This is a genomic window from Lysinibacillus sp. ZYM-1 (genome assembly GCF_001308875.1).
Taxonomy (GTDB): domain Bacteria; phylum Bacillota; class Bacilli; order Bacillales_A; family Planococcaceae; genus Lysinibacillus.
On sequence record NZ_KQ465134.1, the window covers coordinates 1 to 19478 of the forward strand.

Annotated in this window: 18 protein-coding genes and 2 pseudogenes; 6 read left to right on the plus strand and 14 right to left on the minus strand. The window is 33.1% G+C overall.

Features of this window, described 5'->3' with window-relative positions:
- The first annotated feature begins 166 nt into the window (after positions 1-166).
- Positions 167-1390, plus strand: a complete 1224-nt coding sequence (locus AO843_RS18780; protein ID WP_054612617.1) for an IS110 family RNA-guided transposase — start codon at positions 167-169, stop codon at positions 1388-1390.
- 456 nt (positions 1391-1846) lie between these two features.
- Here AO843_RS18780 and AO843_RS18785 read toward each other — a convergent pair whose 3' ends face one another.
- Entirely contained in the window at positions 1847-3019 is a 1173-nt protein-coding gene (locus tag AO843_RS18785) for an MFS transporter (RefSeq protein WP_156313991.1), read from the minus strand.
- Between the two features lie 91 nt (positions 3020-3110).
- On the opposite strand from AO843_RS18785, the gene AO843_RS18790 reads away from it, so the two are divergent.
- The gene (locus tag AO843_RS18790) at positions 3111-3980 is read left to right on the plus strand and encodes a LysR family transcriptional regulator (RefSeq protein WP_054612619.1); all 870 of its coding nucleotides are present in this window, start codon (positions 3111-3113) and stop codon (positions 3978-3980) included.
- A gap of 943 nt (positions 3981-4923) precedes the next feature.
- On the opposite strand, the pseudogene AO843_RS25220 reads toward AO843_RS18790, so the two are convergent.
- The 4 genes and pseudogenes from AO843_RS25220 to AO843_RS18805 form a co-directional block, all read right to left on the minus strand.
- Positions 4924-5181, minus strand: a pseudogene (locus AO843_RS25220) (Bcr/CflA family drug resistance efflux transporter); the annotation flags it as partial.
- 50 nt (positions 5182-5231) lie between these two features.
- Complete coding sequence (locus tag AO843_RS18795) at positions 5232-5999, minus strand: hypothetical protein (RefSeq protein WP_054612620.1); 768 nt, start codon at positions 5997-5999, stop codon at positions 5232-5234.
- On the minus strand, positions 5989-6573 hold the full coding sequence (locus AO843_RS18800) for a sigma-70 family RNA polymerase sigma factor (RefSeq protein WP_054612621.1): 585 nt from the start codon (positions 6571-6573) through the stop codon (positions 5989-5991). Before AO843_RS18800 ends, AO843_RS18795 begins: the two co-directional genes overlap by 11 nt.
- Before the next feature lie 544 nt (positions 6574-7117).
- On the minus strand, positions 7118-7702 hold the full coding sequence (locus AO843_RS18805; protein ID WP_054612622.1) for a zinc metalloprotease: 585 nt from the start codon (positions 7700-7702) through the stop codon (positions 7118-7120).
- A 759-nt stretch (positions 7703-8461) separates the two neighbouring features.
- Between AO843_RS18805 and AO843_RS18810 the strand changes: the two genes are divergently transcribed.
- The 3 genes from AO843_RS18810 (at position 8462) to AO843_RS18815 (ending at position 9886) form a co-directional block, all read left to right on the plus strand.
- Positions 8462-8656 (plus strand): hypothetical protein, encoded by a 195-nt coding sequence (locus AO843_RS18810; RefSeq protein WP_054612623.1) that lies wholly within the window; start codon positions 8462-8464, stop codon positions 8654-8656.
- Between the two features lie 120 nt (positions 8657-8776).
- A complete protein-coding gene (locus tag AO843_RS25615) occupies positions 8777-8830 on the plus strand; it encodes a hypothetical protein (RefSeq protein ID WP_369814438.1) in 54 nt (17 codons plus the stop codon).
- Positions 8831-9415: 585 nt separating this feature from the next.
- Positions 9416-9886 carry a DUF2975 domain-containing protein gene (locus AO843_RS18815; protein ID WP_054612624.1) on the plus strand — a complete coding sequence of 157 codons (471 nt, stop codon included), beginning with the start codon at positions 9416-9418 and terminating at the stop codon, positions 9884-9886.
- A 117-nt stretch (positions 9887-10003) separates the two neighbouring features.
- Here the strand turns inward: AO843_RS18815 and AO843_RS24195 are convergent.
- Both AO843_RS24195 and AO843_RS18820 read right to left on the minus strand, forming a co-directional pair.
- Positions 10004-10096 (minus strand): annotated as a pseudogene (locus tag AO843_RS24195) (IS3 family transposase); the annotation flags it as partial.
- 87 nt (positions 10097-10183) lie between these two features.
- Entirely contained in the window at positions 10184-11863 is a 1680-nt protein-coding gene (locus AO843_RS18820; protein ID WP_054612625.1) for a diguanylate cyclase domain-containing protein, read from the minus strand.
- Positions 11864-12434: 571 nt separating this feature from the next.
- Here AO843_RS18820 and speD point away from each other — a divergent pair.
- Positions 12435-13940, plus strand: coding sequence for an adenosylmethionine decarboxylase (gene speD / locus AO843_RS18825; RefSeq protein WP_054612626.1), 1506 nt, complete (start codon positions 12435-12437; stop codon positions 13938-13940).
- Between the two features lie 950 nt (positions 13941-14890).
- Here the strand turns inward: speD and AO843_RS18830 are convergent.
- The 7 genes from AO843_RS18830 to AO843_RS18860 all read right to left on the minus strand — a co-directional run bounded on the left by AO843_RS18830 (position 14891) and on the right by AO843_RS18860 (position 19354).
- Positions 14891-15949, minus strand: a complete 1059-nt coding sequence (locus AO843_RS18830) for an NAD(P)/FAD-dependent oxidoreductase (RefSeq protein WP_054612627.1) — start codon at positions 15947-15949, stop codon at positions 14891-14893.
- A gap of 318 nt (positions 15950-16267) precedes the next feature.
- Positions 16268-16429 carry a hypothetical protein gene (locus AO843_RS24630; protein WP_156313992.1) on the minus strand — a complete coding sequence of 54 codons (162 nt, stop codon included), beginning with the start codon at positions 16427-16429 and terminating at the stop codon, positions 16268-16270.
- 168 nt (positions 16430-16597) lie between these two features.
- Positions 16598-16897, minus strand: coding sequence for a hypothetical protein (locus tag AO843_RS18835; protein ID WP_054612628.1), 300 nt, complete (start codon positions 16895-16897; stop codon positions 16598-16600).
- 415 nt (positions 16898-17312) lie between these two features.
- On the minus strand, positions 17313-17774 hold the full coding sequence (locus tag AO843_RS18845) for a GNAT family N-acetyltransferase (RefSeq protein ID WP_054612630.1): 462 nt from the start codon (positions 17772-17774) through the stop codon (positions 17313-17315).
- An 88-nt stretch (positions 17775-17862) separates the two neighbouring features.
- Positions 17863-18234: a hypothetical protein gene (locus AO843_RS18850; protein WP_054612631.1), complete on the minus strand. Its 372-nt coding sequence runs from the start codon at positions 18232-18234 to the stop codon at positions 17863-17865.
- Positions 18235-18325: 91 nt separating this feature from the next.
- On the minus strand, positions 18326-18883 hold the full coding sequence (locus tag AO843_RS18855; protein ID WP_054612632.1) for a GNAT family N-acetyltransferase: 558 nt from the start codon (positions 18881-18883) through the stop codon (positions 18326-18328).
- 189 nt (positions 18884-19072) lie between these two features.
- The gene (locus AO843_RS18860) at positions 19073-19354 is read right to left on the minus strand and encodes a hypothetical protein (RefSeq protein ID WP_054612633.1); all 282 of its coding nucleotides are present in this window, start codon (positions 19352-19354) and stop codon (positions 19073-19075) included.
- Positions 19355-19478 lie beyond the last annotated feature (124 nt).

Sequence of the window (19478 nt, forward strand, 5' to 3'; positions counted from 1 at the left end):
GGTCGATGAACTATGGTGCCATAGAGCCCATCCGTTAGTCTGACTCCAACGACCACGGTGCATCACAGAATGTCGCTCCCTTACGGGAAGCACTCATGGGAGATTAATCCTACTCTGGTTGTTGCACCAGCCTCCAATACTATTTGCCGTAGAAAGGATGATTACAATGGAAGTAATCATTGAACGCGCATGTGGGATGGACGTTCACAAGGATTCCATTACTGCATGTATTATGACTCCAAAAGGAAAGGAGATTCAAACGTTTTCCACTAAAACTGTATTTCTATTACAGTTAATCGACTGGATCAAGGAGCATGGTTGTACCCACGTAGCAATGGAGAGTACAGGTGTATTTTGGAAGCCGATCGTTAACTTACTTGAAGCAGAGAATGTTGAATTTTTAGTTGTGAATGCTCAACATATGAAAGCAGTACCAGGTCGCAAGACCGATGTGAAAGACGCAGAATGGATCGCCAAACTACTTCGACATGGACTACTCAAAGCAAGTTTTATTCCGGACCGAAATCAACGAGAACTACGAGAGTTAGTTCGGTACCGTCGTAGTATTATTGAAGAGCGTGCTAGACAACATAATCGGATTCAAAAGGTACTAGAAGGAGCAAATATTAAACTTGGCTCCGTTGTCTCAGACATTATGGGTGTCTCATCTCGTGACATGCTTCGTGCCATCGCAGATGGAGAGGATGATCCTGAAAAACTAGCGAGCTTCGCTCGAAGAACAATGAAGAAGAAAAAGGATGAGCTTGAACTCGCTCTTCGCGGGTATATCAATCCACATCAACGGCTAATGTTAAAAACCATTCTTACTCATATTGGTTTTCTTAGTGAACAGATTGAACTGTTAAATCTGGAGGTAGCTACTAGACTATCTTCTCACCAAGAAGATATAGAACGGTTGGATTCCATTCCTGGCATCGCTACCCGAATGGCTGAGCAAATCTTAGCAGAGGTCGGAACCGACGTGGAGAAGCAATTCCCCAGTGCAGCTCACTTATGTTCCTGGGCAGGGCTAGTACCTGGACACAACGAGAGTGCTGGTAAAAGGAAATCAACTAACATGAAAAAAGGAAACAAATACTTGAAATCAGCTTTAATAGAAGCTGCTCATTCTGTCAGAGGGTCCAAAACATACCTGGGTGCAATGTATAGACGAACTGCTTCGCGAAAAGGTAAAAAGCGAGCAGGAATATCCGTTGCCCATGCAATTTTAAGGATCGCCTACTATCTCTTAACACGCAAAGAAATGTACGTAGACTTAGGTGAAGATTACTTTGACAAGCAAAAAGAACAATCTATTGTACGATATTCAGTTCGAAGACTTGAAAACTTAGGGTATAACGTCACAATTGCTGAACCAGATGCCTCCTAATCCAATAAATAATTCCATCCTAATTTTGACGCTGCGTCTGCTTTCGTGTTGTCTTTATTCCGAAATTGAAGAGTTTAATTTTCATGGGAGTTTAATAAGGACAGCGACGCTTCTTCCAAAATCGCGCCCTTTAATGGAATAACTAAGATGTTTATTAAATCCTATACTCATTAGTCATACTCTAATGAAAGTTCCTTGTTCTCTTCTTCAAGACACGTTTACAAAAGGCGGTAAATGCACAGCGAACTTGCCATTCGGTACGTTCGTTCTAACATGCATTTCCTCTCCCCTTCGTAACTGTAAATGTGGGTGATGATTTCCCCTTCTATAACCTTCAACAACATTTTTTATAAAATGCCAAATATCGGAGAGTATTAAAAAAAATAAAAACCCAACTGAATATCAAGGCAGTTGAGTTTAGAAATTACTTTTTAATTCATTAAAGTCGATGGTGCTTCATAACTTTTTTTTATTTAGGTAGAAAGAATATCTGATAAAAATAAGTGCAAGTATAACAAATAATCCACCAATCCAGCTTAAATTTTCTATATTATTATATTGAATAATGATTCCTCCTAATGCAGAGCCCAGCATCATGCCCACATTCATTAAGGCGGTATTAAAACTGAGTACTGTTTCAGAGGATTGTGGTTTTAGTGAAATCAAATAAAACTGCTTTGCTGGTGTCGTTGTCCAAGTTGCTACTCCCCAAAAAGCTAGTGTGACAAATACACCCACTGCCCTATACTGTGTAAATGCTAGTACAAATAAAGAGATGATATGAACACATAAACTTAATGATATTGTTCGATTAGGTCCCCATCTGTCTACCGCATATCCTCCAAAGCGTGAACCAATAAAAGCAAAAGTGCCTAAAACAAATAAAGCGATACTTGTCATTTCAATAGAAAAGCCAGCAGTATGACTTAATAATGGAGCAATGTAGGCAAACACCATAGTATATCCTAAAATCCAAAAGATCGTTGTCATTAAACCTGTAAGGACTCGTTTATCTTTAATAATTTGCAACTGTTGTTTAAATGGCAGCGGTTGGTTTCCTTCTATATATGGTAATAATTTGTATAGTCCTATCAATAAAAAAACTGTGCCAAACGCAATGATTAAGAAAATATAGTGCCAATCAAAATGTCCAGCTAAAAATGTGCCGATAGGAACTCCAAGTACTAATGAAACAGTGAAACCAGTAATGACTGTTGCCATAGCACTACCTCTTTTTTCTGGAACTGCAATTTGCGCAGCATAATTGGTGGCAACAACAATGTATAATCCTCCACTCATCGCCATAATGACTCTGGATAACATAAGAAAGACAAAATTATAGCTAAAAAATGCAACTAGATTTCCTAGAATAAATATAGAGATAGCATATAAAAGCACTTTTTTACGGTCCAATTTAGACGTTAGTATGACCAAAATCAAAGCTCCAATGGCATAAGATAAAGAATAAATCGTAATCAACTGGCCAGCTATTGAAATTGAAACATCTAATTCAAAAGAAATCAGTTCTAAAATTCCAGAAACAACAAACTCTGCTGTTCCTGTTACAAAAGCTCCTAAAGCTAAAAGTATGATGATTAGTTGATTTATATTATTTTTCAATTTGTACATCTCCTTATATTTGAACTGCTGTTTTTATTTTAGGTCCCATGTTAATATAAGTAAAATTGATGTTTTTAATAAAGGAGATGAGTAATTACTCATGACTATTGTGCGCTACGAAATCATTGCAAAAGTAGTCGAGCTAGGAAGCTTTACAGAAACTGCTGAAATATTAAATATGACTCAATCAGCCGTGAGTCATGCAGTTGCGAGTTTAGAATCTGAATGGGGAGTTTCTTTATTAATTCGTGATAGAAAAAAAGGAATAACACTTACAGAAATAGGGCAAAAAATTCTGCCGAATATTAGAGAAATATTGAAAAGAGTGGAAGTCATTAATCAAGAAATTGCACTTATGACAAGCTTGGAAACAGGTATTATTCGTATCGGCACTTTTGCAAGTGCTTCTTTTTGCTTATTGCCTAAATTACTTGTGAAATTCCGGAAAAAACATCCTAAAATAGAATTTAAATTTTACGAAGGAACCTATGAGGAAATTACAGAATGGTTGGGTTCAGGCATTATTGACATTGGATTTGTAGTAAAAGGAAAATCAAATCCAAATTTCGATTTAGTTCCTTTGATTAAAGACAAGATGGTAGTCGCTTATCACCCTGATCATCAATTCCATTTTAAAGAAACAGTAGAAATGAATGATTTAATGGATGAATCCTTTATTATGCCAACAGGGATGTACCAATCACATGTTGAGGAATTATTTGCAGAAGCGCAAATTAAACCATCTATTCTTTTTGAAGTACACGACTGTACAACCATCGCTAATATGGTACAGGAAGGACTTGGCATTACGATAGGTCCAGAATTATATTTAAAGACACAGCAAAACATAAAAATCAGCAAACTAAATATTGAAAACAGCCGTGAAGTAGCACTTGCCTGTCATTCTATTGCAAATGCTTCTCCTGCAGTTAAGGAATTTCTCCATGTGGCAAAAAATGTTTTTAAGTGAACATTTGCAGCGATTACGTTTCAAAATAGAACTTCCTTTATTCATGTAACTCATGATAAAAGGGAAGAAAAAAGAAATTTTTTTATGTATAGCCTTTTAGATTTATTAAAAACACCTAACAAGTGTAGTGGAACGTCCCCAAGCGTTGTTTTGGAGCCTTTCGTTAAAAAATGTTTTTTAATAATAGGGCCCTTTTCATGAAGAAAGACACTTTCCTTATTTCAGAAAAGCGCCCTATTACTGAATAAGGACTTTGCCATAACCATTAAGTTTTGATAGCTTTTAAATATACCGCCCCCTACCTCATTACATTGAACTATTGATTTTAGTTATGTGCTTTTTTGACAAATAAAAATACTTGTATTTAATTATTTTTTGAGTTAATAGATAGTGTAGCCTCCAGTTCAGGAATATATTGAATCTCGGCTCATCATTTTCATCCATTTGAAATGCTCCCTTCTCGCTTTCATCAGAGAGGTGTATATACGGCTTGAGGGTTACTGTCTTTGGAACAGATTCAAAAGGAACGTACCGAAGATCAACAATTCACTTTATTCCACAATCTGGCCCGTTTGTTGAACAAAAAAACTTTATTGTAAATGATCAATCTTTGTTTTAAATAATCGAACTTTGTTTTAAATGATCAATCTTTTTTATAAAACTACTGTAGCTTTAAAATAAAGTTTGATCAAAAATACCGCAAAAATCCAATTTTACGATAAATAAAAAGAATCCATTTTGAAAAAAAGATTGATCAAAATGGATTCTTATCTGCAAATTTAAGTTTAGTTTTTATAAAAAAGTTTAATCACTTTCAAGGTGCCTAAAGTTTATTTTCGACTTGGCTTATAAATGATATAGTGACTCCTATTACGTATCGTGAGAGTCAAGCATTTATCTTTTTTTGAAAACGGTGCAACTTTTTTAAGCATCTCGATATTATTTATAAAATTACATCTTTTTTATAAAGTAAGGGTAAGCTTTTTAAAAAGATAACAATCCCTAGTGCTAAAAAATATATTGGCATTGCAAGGACTGTTTCGTTATGGAAAACGCTCATACCATAGATTGTAGCGCTAACGAATAAATAATAACCTAAGCTAAATATCGCACCCGCAGAACCAATGACGTCTTGAAAGTCAATGAGTGCTAAGCTTAAACAGTTTGGTAAAGCGGTACCTGTACCAAATAAAATAATAAAACACTAACAATCATGGTTGGCATTTGTAATGAAACCTTTGCTTTCATTTCTTACTTCTTTAGAGGTGCGCCAACCTTGAAGCTTTCAATAATTTTGCCCAGTGTCGCCGTATCAAAATCGTCTTGCGCATACAGTTCTACCGTAAAGCCATTATTCTCCCAAATCACAATCCCGTTTGCGAAGTAAACCGTAGTTCCCTTGATCACTTCTTTTTTCACTTCGTCTGTGGTACCGATGCCGTTTTCTCCACCCTTGGAAATCAAGAAGTTAATGGATTTCTCACCTTTTTCGAACTGTACTTCCACCATGTTGTTTCCTTGGATGACTGTGTTGACGTACTTGTAATCTGCCAGCCAAGATGGGGCTGGGAAGTTTAGACCCAATGCGGCACGAGCTTCTTTCACAGTCAAATTAGGACGTACCGGCATTTGAATCTCGCGGGAAGCATCAGTCGCTGCTTGCTCAGATGCGCTATTATCTGCGGATACAGTCTCTTCCTTATCGTATTGGACGATTTGCATATTTCCCACCTGAAAACGTTCCCGAATAGTTTCCATCATATTTTGTGCAAAAGAGGTAGTCGAAAAACCACCTGTCAAGATAGCAACAGCCATAGCACTTACGGTTACAGTTTTCCATGTATATTTTTTCTTCAATATCTCATCCCTTTTCATAAAATTTGGTTGAATGGTTCCTGATCTCATTTTGAACGTGAGACGATTGTAGATTCGGTCTTTGGAGGCTTTGTCAGTAAGCTCCAGATTGGTAAGCAAGTTAGTCAGGTCAGAAAATTTATCTATATCCTTCCTATTTTTCATATTGAAAACCTCCTTTTTCAAGTTCTAGTTGCAGCTTCTTTATACATCTGAAGAGGACTACACCGATATTTGAACCGCTGACTCCAAGCAGGTCAGCAATTTCCGCGTTTTTCAAACCGGCTGCATACTTCATGCCAATGATATTACGTTCCTTATCGCTTAGCTTTGCCAGAGCCTTGTACAAGATTTCGTTGCTGTCATCAATAATGACAATTTCTTCTGGAGATGACCTTGGTAAAATCATGTCCATAATTGAATCCAGCGAAAAGGTGACTCTTTTTTTCTGTGAGCGGAAGTAATCAACCACAGCGTTTCTAGCAATTGCAAACAACCAAACTTCAAAATTGGACTTTTCTGGCGAGTAGCTGCTATATTTTGAAATTACTACCTCAAATACATGACTGCAAATCTCTTCCGCGTCAAAGTGGTTGTTAATACGGTAGCAAATATATTTGTAGACACGGCTATAGTATGTTTCGAAAATCGCTGTAAATTTTTCTTCCGACATAATGCCCTTTTGAAAACCACGAATGTCACTGTGGCTGATTCCTGTATTCACTTGAGTAACCTCCAACTACTTCACCTCCCTTCACTTATTTAAGACCCTCGGAATCAAAGACTCCGCATTAACTCTGGCCTAACGGCCAGGATCTTTCATTATTCCACACCAAAAACAGGGTAGGAACAAACATTTCCCTTAACTTTCTCAAAATAACCCACTATTTATGAGATACAACCAATAAAGGGATATTACAACAAATATTGCGCAATTTGTTGTGGTTGTGTGAGCCTCACATTAGTTAATACGGAAAACTAATCATTTCATTAACAAATTGGTATTTATTTTTATTAGAGAAATGCTCCCATATGGAAAACGTGAGATATCCCCAACTAACTGACGAGGAATGGATTCGTTTATTCTGCTTAACAAGAGCGTTTAAGTGCTCCCTTTATCCTTTAAAATCAATTCTTGTACTCCATGCCTGTAACCAGATATGGCCTTTTCCATGAATAAAGACGCTTTTCTTATTACAGAAAAGCGCCCGATTATGGCAGATTATAAGCATATTTCTTTTTAAACTAAGCACCCCGTTAGTGCAATAAGAAAAAAGAGCTTCCTACGCAGCCCGTGCTTTTCGGCTAAAGATGGCTCTTCCTAATCCCATGCTTAGAATCATTATTATTATTGAAATGATGTATCCCAGTCTCCAACTATCTGGACTATTGAACAGCATGAAAACGATTAGGACAACTATGAATAATCCTATTAAAAATAAGGGTATTCTTAATTTTGGTTTGTAGTTTTGAACAGTTATCATATCACTTGCAAGAAAAACATTGCTAATTGTCAAGTAACTTGCAGCCTCCACTAAATGAAATAAAGCAAATGAATAAAAAAAGAATACTAAAATCGAATGATTAAACTCGTTCGTTAGCATAAGGAAGGATATAGGAATACCAAAAAGCAGATTCACTATTATTCCCGCTATGCCAACATTAAAGTACTTTTTACTATTTAGAGTTTGTGCCTTTATTTCATCTACAGGCTGGGGTGTAGAGAAGAATAAATAGAATGGCACATAAACTTTAAAAGGATTGTCTTTGCATTTATATTTTGCATATACGACCCCATGTCCAACTTCATGTAACCAAATTACAAAATATAAAGCACAGTAACCAACAATAAAATATAAGAAAGTCATTTATTATCACCCACCATATGTATAATATTTTCTCTTCATTCAATAGACTCCCATCCTCTTTTAATATAGTACTTCGACGCCATTCTAAAAATAACCTGCTTCTTAGTTCAAGTGAAAATCTTCACAATTTCTTTGCTCCATAATGATTTTCTTTAAATGTGTTGCTCAAGAAAATGGCCCGATTCTTAAAGAAGAAGCGCAATCTCTACTCTAGAATTGCACCCTTTAATGGAATAACTAAAATATGGACTTATTTCTAAAATCGCTTATAGCTTGTTGATCTAACGGACCCGTAGTTTAATAAGAACCTTAAATACTATCCTACAATTCTTACAGAATAGAAAACGAGAATACTGAGTACTGCAAAGATTTGAATAATAATTCCCACCACGCTACAAATTAAACCGGAAGTAGCTAATCCTCTACCAATTTGTTTTTTCTACAATTTCTTTTGTCGCTTTTCTAGCAACTACAACTCCTATACCACCCAAAAACAAACCGATAAATGGTATTAGGATTGATAGTATACCAAGAGTTAAAGAAATTTCCGAATTACTGTTTGTTCGAGCATTTTCAACCGTTTAGATTTCCCCTTTACAACCTTGAATTACCACAATATCCCATATGAATTATTCCACTAAACTACACCGTTAGTAAAAAAGCGTCTTCCCTTGTTGTAAGTTAAAGTGGAAAGTTTCACAAATAATAAAAAATAGATTATACTGGACTAACTACCATATTTAAAAAGGAGCATTTCCTATGACCGAGAATAATCAATCTGAAGTACCCAAAAAAAAAATCAGCCTGCAAGAGGCAGTGAAACAGCAGCTTGAAAACAAAAAGAACCGTTCCTCTGCTAATCAAGGAAAAATGAATCACGACCTTTCAACAAAAAAAATGAAAAGCCAGCAAACGAAAAAAACAAGCAATACCCGCAGAAAAATGGGTGTCTAATATACGGACAATATCGGAAAGACATATAACAGCAAAAGCTGTTAATATTGTTAAAAAAGGGAAGATTGCCGGAGATATCATTTAAGATATTTTTAACAAATCAGGCACCCTTCCCACCGTATTAAAGTTAGGCTAACAGATGGACAGGTTGGACGCATACAGGAAATCCACTAAATAAAAGAAGTGAAAAAGCATTCAAGGATAAACTGTTCCCTGAATGCTTTTTCATTTCTTTTATTCTTTTCATTTTATAACTGGTTTAGCTAAATGCCCCGTTAGTACAATAAGAAAAAAGAGCTGTCTAAAACAGCTCACTGATCTTCAAGTAAAGCACTCCGTTACTTTAAGTGTAATTTTTCACAAACCTCTTTATTTTAAAGTTAAATCATCAGGGAATACCTCAAGTTCATAACTTTCCATACCATGAGAATCTAAATGACATGTGTCTTCCACTCTCCCACCCATAAATCTATTAATTCTAAATTCTATTATGTTCAATGGATATTCAACAACCTAAAAATATTGATAGTTACGAACTCTAATTAATCTAAAAAGGCACTTTCCTTGTTGCCAGGAAGCGCCCTATTGTTTAGTTACTTCATGATAAAACTTACAATAACTGAAGTACGATTCCCACATGAACATTAAATAATTATTTGAATAACAACAATAATATAATAAAAAACGAAATAAATATATTGATAAACGATAAAAAATAGACTAATATCATATTATCATTAAATCTGTGAGGTACTTCAAATGAATGTTAAACTAAGTTCAATTTTTTTCTTAAAGATCGTTACTTTTCTTATTGGAATTGCGGTACTTGCTGTGTGTATATATTGGTTACCTCAAACAGCTATACGAGATGCGAAAGTGCGTCCAGGAGATTACTCGATATATCCATTGTTAATATGTGCGTATGGAGTATGCATTACGTTTTCTGTTGCGTTGTATCAAGCATATAAACTATTGAGTTATATCAATATAAACAATGCTTTTTCTGAGTTATCCCTTAAATCCTTGAAAGTTATAAAAAAATGCGCTTTTACAATTATTTTCTTCATTTTGTTTTTAATAGTTTACTTAAGGGTTTTTGCTATGTTCACAGGTGAAGACGCAGCAGGTCCGATAGCACTTGGTCTAATAGGGATTTTAGTAACAGCAATCATCGCTGCCATTATAGACGTACTTCAAAAGCCCATAAAAAATATCCTAGAAAAAATGTAGGTGTTTATTTTGCAAGTATAATAACTACTTTCCCTACTGAAATATGACCCTTAAATGAAAAAAATTGGCGCCTATTCTTTTTTGAAATGACACCAAAAATTTAGACACTATATTAAGTTAAACAGCTATAAAGGATTGAATTCGGTATTGTACCGAGCTCAATCCTTTTAATTTCTCTTTTATACGTTTGTGATTATAGTACTCAATGTACAGTTAAAGTTCACGCTTACTTATTACTCTACAATATGGCCCGATTGTTAAATGAGGAAACATCCTGCACCAAAATTCTAATCGCAATTAAAATTCCGTATTAGTATATACTTTAAAACAATTTCGGCCATCTTCTTTGGCTTGGTACAATGCTTTGTCGGCTTGTTTTATTAAGGTTTTATAATTCATTTCATAAGGGGAATAGAATGAAATACCAATACTTGAGGTTGTATTAAATTGGTGTTCATCTATTACCCATTTGTCCTGTAAAGAGTATATTATTCTGTTTGCCACATTGACTATAGCTTGATTATCCTTGACATCTGGTAAAAGAATAGCAAATTCATCTCCACCTATTCTTGCAAAAATATCATGTTCGTGAAGACAATCTTTTACTCGTTCAGAGAATTCTTTTAAAAGTTGATCTCCAATATCATGTCCCATTGAATCATTAATATGCTTAAATCGATCAATATCCAAAATCATAACAGCTAATGTTGAATGAAAGAATTTTGCTTTCTCCATCTCTTCTAAAAGCCTGGAGAAAAAATATCTTCGGTTTGGTTGACCAGTAAGATGGTCTACTAATGCATAATGTTGTAATTGCTCCTCATATTTTTTTCTTTCAGTTATATTTCTAGCAACAAATAATATTTTATCTACTTTATTCCCTTCATTATTTAAGATAGGAGAACCTATAGTATGTAACCAAATAAACTCTCCTTTCTGAGTAATTCTTTGAAATCTAATCGATGTAGGTTTACGTGTAGAATTAATTTTTTCTATTGAAAATTTAAATGTTTCCATACTATCATGGTGCATTCCTATGAAAATTGGTTTATTTAAAGTCTCATCAGGTTTTATTCCTAAAACATCAAAATGTGAAGGAGAGCTATAAAGAACTGTACCTTGTGGGTTAATTATTTTAATTAAATCTGAGGTGTGCTCAGTTATTAGGCGATACCGCTCTTCACTTACTTTAAGTTCATTAAAAAGCTTTTTTTTATCTGTAATGTCCTTATATATAGCTACTCCACCATCCCAGTTCCCTTTTTCGTCAAAAAGTGGAGAATAGGATGCTAACACATCTATAACATTTCCCTTCTTTGTTATCCGTTGAGCCTCGTGCGAAGGTAGAACATGGCCTTTTTTAATTGATTCCATGATAAAATTTTTAAGTTCACTTTTATCTTTATCTAAAATGATGCTAATAAAATTATTATTTAATATTTCTTCCTTTTTCCACCCAAATAACTTTTCAAAAGCAGGATTAATACTTGTATAGTTCTCATATCTATCGAAAGTATAAATAGCATCAGCAGTGTTATTTATAATATGTTCAAAATGATTAGTAGACCGTTTTAATTTACCCTCTTTTTGATTTAAGTTACTATTTTTTACTATGGTAATGATATGTGTACAAAACCCGTCTTTGAAAAAGGGAGAAATTACTGTTTCATATTGGATTTCATGGATCGTCTTTATATTTTTTGAGTCAGGAAATGTAAATTTATAATGTAAAGGAGCCCCACCCTTAACAGCCTCATCATATTTTTCTTTTATTACTTTATACACTTTGTAGGAAAGTACTTCACTTAATAGTTTCCCAGTTATCCCCTTCTCTACTCCTGGAAGTGAATAAGCTGCTTCATTTATAAATAAGTAACGATAATCTCCATTATCTTCTTTCTGTATAATAAACACCATATCTGTAAGACTATTAAAAATATGGTGGGCTAGATCACTATTTAGTTTTTGGTTATTCATTAAATGTGGTTTCCCTTCCGAAATCTAGTTCATTTGCGTTGCATTCAAAAACACATAGTCATTTTAATACAAAAAAAGCAAGAAATAAATGTATTTTTAATAGTTTTAAATCTTTAATAATTTATTTAATTAATATCTGCTCATATCGTTAAATGAGAGGATGTGGGGTTTATTGGAAAGAAAGTCCTTGTTGTAGTCTTAAGCATCATGGGGGTTCTTCTATTAAGCTTCGGATTAGTTGATGTCTCCGCTATTGTTAATGCCGGTTTCTTTACCTGTAAATATAACTTGTGAATTTACTATATCTATAATATAGTAATAATACTATTTTATTAAAGGGTGAACTTTTTGTTACTGTAGAATTCTAATCTAAATCAACGTTATAGCTTAATAATTTTGTTTAACAAAACCACCTTATACGGGTGTTATTTGTTGTGCAAAAAAAGCAAGATTAGAATTAGTGAGCTTAATATAAACATTTAGCGCGACTAATTTTATTCGCGCTTTTTCTATTCGTTGATTTAGACAATTTTAATTTTTTACTTATTAAAATTGAGAGGACGAATCTACAATGCAAAAACTATTACAACAAATTACAGTTGATATGCAGCTTGAAGAACATTATCATACATTAGAAAAAGCTTTACTTACTTTATATTTCCATTATAATTGTACAACCAAATCTTTAGCTTATATAACAGAATTACCAATACCTATTGTTTCGGCAATGAAGAAAGAATTTGCCAAACAAGGTTGGGGTAAACATAGCTTAACGAAAAAAGGCCAGCTAGCCGTTTCGCAATATTTCCAACTCTCAGGTGCCAATGCTGATCTATACCTACAATTAACGACAGATGATGCATTTCGAATAGAATGGATTACAAAAAATATAAGCGAATTAAGCTCTATTTATGATGCTAGACCTACAGCTGACGTGGAAATTGATCAAGCAAAATGTACAGTTGAAACAGCTGTAAAACGTGCATTGCTCGCACTAGACTATACGATGCTACTTAATAAGCGCATTTTGTGTTTAGGCGATGATGATTTCATTAGTATTGCATTAGCATTTTTAATAAAGAAAATTGCCCCACACTCTGCAACTAAAATTGTTGTATTAGATATTGATAGACGAGTTTTAAGTACTATTAGCAAAATAGCTAAAGACTATGAGCTTCCGATTAAAACAGATTATTATAACGTTCAGGAGCCTTTGCCCGAAACATACGCTGCCCTGTTTGATTGCGTATACACAGATACACCGTATACATTGATTGGCGCACAGCTCTTTTTATCACGTGCAATTAATGCACTAAAGCCAGAAGCAATGCGGCATGTGTTTTTTTCCTATGCCAAACGTAGCTATCAAAAGCAGTGGGAGCTACAGCAAAGCTTATATGCTATGGGCTTTGTGATTAATAATATTCATTACGACATAAACAACTATGAAGGTGCGCAGATTTTAGGTGCTACAAGTCAGTTATTCGTATTACAAACAACAAAGCAAATGAATCCTTATATTCCTAATCAGCGTAAATTTACGCGACCAATTTACACAGGAGAGATTGAGAAGAAATCTGTTGTTTATCAGTGTAATCATTGTAAGAACTCACTTACAGTAGGGACTGGCAACGAATACACTACGATTACACAGCTTCAATCCAGTGGTTGTCCGAATTGCAAAAATAACAAGTTTTCACAAATTAAGAGAACAGTAAAAAAATCACAATCCCAGCATGCATTAGGGCATCACATTTTATTAGAGTTGCATGATTGCAATGGTGCATTGCTCAATGACGTACAACAAATTAAAAAGCTTATGTGTCAGGCTGCCCATAAAGCAAAAGCAACAATTGTGACCGAACATTTCCATCATTTTTCACCTTACGGAGTTAGTGGTGTAGTCATTATTCAAGAATCACATTTAACGATTCATACGTGGCCAGAGTATGGCTATGCGGCAATAGATGTTTTCACTTGTAACAGTAAATTAGCGCTACAAGAGGCTGTACAATATATTACTGAGCAATTTAATGCGGGAAATGCCACACAGCATTACGTACATCGAGGTAAATAGATAATGGGTAGTATAAACCCATAAAATGCAAAAAGAAAAAAAAGTTGTTTCTCTTTTTCTTATTTGCATTTTCAATAATTTACGTGTAACAACTCATTTGAGGAATGGTAGTTTAAAACTTTCTATAATAACTATGGCATACGTGACTTTTACTCTAATACTGTTGTATCATGGTTTATATAGCATCTTAGCCAAATTGGTTAAGATGCTTTTTTCATCCACAAAAGTCGATGAGGGTTAAAATTCTTTGCAATGAAAATAAATAAACACAAACGTCGACTGCTCTAATTGAACTATCGTGCCGCTTAGTTTAAGAAGAACAGCGACGCTTATTAAACAATTGCGCCCGATAGTTGAATTGCATAACTTTTAAACGGTTTTACTATTTTTCAAACGACTTTATTATGATTTAAACAACTTTATTATTATGAAACAGCTGTCTCCCTAATCTTTGAAATAACTGCAGGATTTATCAAGTTTTCTTTCATCATACACCCTTCTCGTAATAAAATATTTGTTTATATTATTTCAGAACAAGAAATTTGTGAAAAAAAAATAACCAGGTTCTCAATTTAACAAGCACCTGGTTATTTTACGTATAGTTTAGCTATTTTTCATATTTTCATATGTAAATTTAAAATACATATGTAAGATAACTCCAATTATCAACCCTACTCCGCATACCATATAGTTGAAAGTAGATGATAATGAAAAGATTTTTGATACTATAAAAAAACTACAAAAATATATTAGCATACAAATCGAAGCTTTTTTCCTACCATCACTCATAGAAATCACTCCCTAAACATTATTGATGAATACGATAACAGGTAGGCTTTCAAACCAAAAATGGTTTATTTATAATAAAAGCATAATATTTAACCTTACTAATAATGACAACTGTATCGCACAATTATTTATTTTTTTTGAGGCTTAATCAAAAACCAGAATTATTTATTTACTGGGTAAAACCGAGATAGTCTACAACCTTCTAGTTCTTCTAACCGCACATTATCGACGATTTCCTTCGCAACCAAGCGACTAATAACAGGTGATAACGTGATTGCTGCATGCATAACTGCTAAATAAAGTCCTTTTATTTGATCATGATAACCAACAATTGGATAACCGTCTTTAGGCATTGGCCGCTGCCCTACTTGAATACTATCTAGTTCAAGATACTCTCCATTTTTCAAATCATTTCGAAGCGTATCAAAAGCTCTTCTTCCAACCTCTTCAGGTCCGTTTTTTCCATGGTCATCCAAATAATCTTCAGCAGCAATTATAGTCGTATCAGATAGTTGCCTTGCCTCAAATCTTGAATTAGAAATTAACGTATGAATAAGTTTTTTAGGTGATTTCATACGAATAATAATAGAGGGTGATGACTCAACAGGGACCTCAATACTAAGAGGCTTACAAAGCTCAGGTAAAGTTGTTCCAGTTGCTAATACAATGACATCTGATTCTATAAAACCTTTGGAAGTATGTATGCCGACAACTTTATCGTCTTCCTTTTTAATTTGGGTTACTTTGGTATCGAACAATATATTTACCCCATTCTCTTGCGCTTTCTTTACTAAAAGATTCGTTAGAATATTAGGGTCTACCGCACCTTCTTTAAAAGCATAAAAAGCTTCCTTTGGATATTCTTTTAAATGAGGTTCTAATTCTGATACTTGCTGGTGAGTTATTTTTTCTATATAAGATTTATGGGTGTTTACAGGAATTCCCCATGAAAGAGAGCCGTTCCAATCGACCTTTAATTCTGGAAGCTCTTTTTCCAATACATGATAGGCTGCTAATGACCCGTCATACAAATGTTGAAAGTTTTCTGGAACACGCCCTGAAGGATTGATCCAAGCAAAGGAAGCTGATGTTACACCACATCCAGCTTTTGAATGGCTCTCTACTAGAGTGACATCCTGATTTTCTTTTGATAGATTATATGCTATAGATGCACCAACAATCCCTGCACCAACAACTATAACTTTTTGTTTTTTAGACATTACTTTCCCTCTCTATTCTATTTATGGTATACATATAATCAACCAAATACAGTTGATCCTCTTCTCTATTAACAAAATTTTCACGGCTACAATGTTACCGCAATAAACCAATTACTTCTTCCATAAACCTAACTCGTTAGCACAAAAAACGACTGCTCTTTTTGAACAATCGCACTCCGTATGTTTAATGCCATTTGCCTTTGTTAATGTCTTTGAAGAATCAATGTAATCATGTTACACAAAGTACACTCTTCACCAAGAGTGAGCCCTCTTAGTTGTCAGAAAATTACCTAAGCTGTTCCTTTCCACCTTGTTGAATTATTGAGGATTTTTCTTATTCATTAAAAATCCTTCAAAAATCATATATAAAGCAAGTACAATCCAAAAACTAAATAACCATGTGTTATTTTCTTTTAAGTCAGAAAAAATTAATATTGCACCAAATAACGTAATTAAAACTTTTGTTATTATTTTTAACACCAACAACACTCCTTTATGTCGAAAGATAAATCTTGAGGTTAAACTAATTGAGCAACTTAATAATACCATTATTTTACATTTAAGGGTAATTCTCATTAGATTTATAGATTGATATATTATCTATTTTCGTTTAAATCTTATACTATTTAATAAGCAGTTTTATAGTTTTCAGTATTTACTGCTATACCTTAAATAACTAACTACTTTTTTATAAATCCTAGTTAAAATTTTAAGCCCATAGTAGAAAAATATAATATTGACTATAAAACCTATCCAAAGGAAGCTGAAACCACCATTTTGGTATAGATGTAACCAATCAAATGGAAATCCATAGATTTCTTTTAAATTTTCTTTACCGCTATATACATTAAGATTTTCTTTACGTTCATAACCAAAAGGTATAAAAATCACTAGAACAATACTAATAATCAGGAAACATACATTGTTTCTTTTGCTTTTATTAATCATAATTATCCCTACTTATGTATACATTTTTCATATAAAAATTTTAAAAGTTCGCTGCGTTCTCATTATCGAGTTAGGTTTTTCTTATTTTTGGTGAATATGTTAATATAAAAATTATATTAGGAGGAACATTAATGAAAAACTTTATATTTAGCTTCTTAAGTATAGTAATTAGCTTTACTGCAGGTATGCTAATAATTAATAATAATATCGATATAATTAGTAGCGTCTTCCTATTATTAATTTTAATAGGAGCAATCATAATATTGATTATTGTATTATACTGTAATTATAAAATTAAACCCAAAAAATAACAAAAAAATTCCAGATTAAGCACCTGAGCATTGTTGGTTTAACCTACAAGCCAATAAAAATAATAACGTTAGTATATAACACAGAGTGGTCTTTTGTAAGAAATTTACAGGTTTTTATACATATTTATACCCGCGATTTGGAAACCTAATGTTTCATAAAGCTTTATTGCTTTATGGTTTGTTCCAAAGACATGTAATTTAAAGAATAAGATTTCATTCTTTGATAAATACTCTTCGATGTCTTCCATAACCTTTGTGCCTATCCCATTTGACCGAAATTCATCTACTATATAAATCTCATATAAAAATGCACTTTTTTTTGATTCATTTACTTTGATCCACACGTAACCACACTGCTCATCATGCATCATAATATTAAAAAATTCATGTTGCTCTGTGTAAAATCCATTTGGTAAATAACCTTGCAGCTGTTTTTTCGCTCTAACTTCTGCAGATTCTGTATCAACTTCAAACGTATGCTCAGCTAAAGTTTCTGCAAATCGCTTTTCTTTATCTAAAAGATACTCATTAAACTCATTTTCATTCATTTTCTTTAAATACTGCATAATTTCCCCCTATCGAAATTACCTCATTATCTATTAGTTAAATATTATTTAGATTTAATTAATGAAGTAATTATCCAGCATAATGATTTTATCTACTCTTATGCAAACGTCTTAACAAATAATCAAAGATCACAAATAGAGTTATATAAATACTTCCGATTAAAGAAACTAGATAAATAGTATCTTTAAAAGTATTAATATTAAAATTAACTAAACTAAATATTAGTGAAAAAATCAATGCACAAAGTAAATGCTTAGCATACATGAATATAGCATTTTTATTTTTACTGTATTTTTCAATCATAACCGATATCACAACAGCTATAAGCATAGCTGGTGCAGTAAATGCAGTACCATAAATACCATATGAAATGCTGTATGTAGATGCAATAAATAATGGAATAATAAATATTCCTACAATTAATGTAATGACAGCTGAGCTCATTTTGTTTTTTATCATCTTTTCACAATCCTCTTGTTTTCTTAACGAACGTATCTAAGACACAAACCATGAATTTATAATTCATTTGAATTACTAGGAAGTGTGACTCTTAATATTCACTTTTCAAAATTGAAAAGATGGCAAGGTCAACATACTTCCCCTTTTCAAATTCATGTTGTCTTAAAACACCTTCTTTATAAAAACCTAATTTTTCCAATAATTTGATAGATGATTTATTTTCCGGTTCTATTTTTGCCTCTATTTTATTAATTTCCATCGATGTAAAGGCAAAATGTATTATCTTGCTTAAAGCCTCTTGCATAATACCCTTCCCCCAATATTCAGGTTTTAAATCATACCCAATTTCTATACGGTTATGTTCTTTTTCATAATTCAAATAACCACATGTTCCAATCACTTTTTGGGTCATAGTTTCTTCGATTACCCATCTTAAGCCAATTTGTTCTTTAAAAATTTTCTCATACCAATTTATTTCATCTATTGCATCTTCAACTGAATCAAATAATTTTAATGGAAGGTACTTAACCACATTTTCATTTGAATAAAGTTCAAATAGATCTTTGCTATCATCTACTACTCCTTTTCGTAAAATGAAGCGCTCTGTTTCCAATTTAGGAAAATCTTTAAATTCGAATCCACTATTCATAATAACTCCCCTTTTCACCATAAATTAACATTATGTATAATTGAATTTTAACATATTATGTTGAGGTAATTATCAAAAATATTGTTCATAAGTAAAACCCTCCTTGTTACGCCAAACAAAAGTAAAATTTATGGCCTTATTAAATAATGAAAAGCCACATCCATTGGATGTGACTTGAAAATGGATTATTTATAATAAATTTCGTGATTTAACACTTTTACCAGATACTATAAACGTATTTCGTTCTTCGTCAAAAAGGATAGTGAACCTAAATTCGTTCATTATACTTCCTGAATAATCACTAAGTCTTAATGTAGGACTAACCCAAAACACAACTTCATTTCCATCCATCTTCCAACCTTTCTCAAAGCCTTTGTGCTTTTCTTCAAGACGTTTTCCGATAGGCTGTCCGTTATTACTGATTGTGTTCTTTACTAAATCAATTAAATTAGTTTGTGCCTTCGTATTCATTTACCTCACCCCCACTCACACTAATAATAGTGCTGTTGGTATTATATGGTTATGAATATAAAATTAAAACAATTTAAGAACCTATATTCCTAAAAAAAGCATCCATACAATTTTAACTGAAATA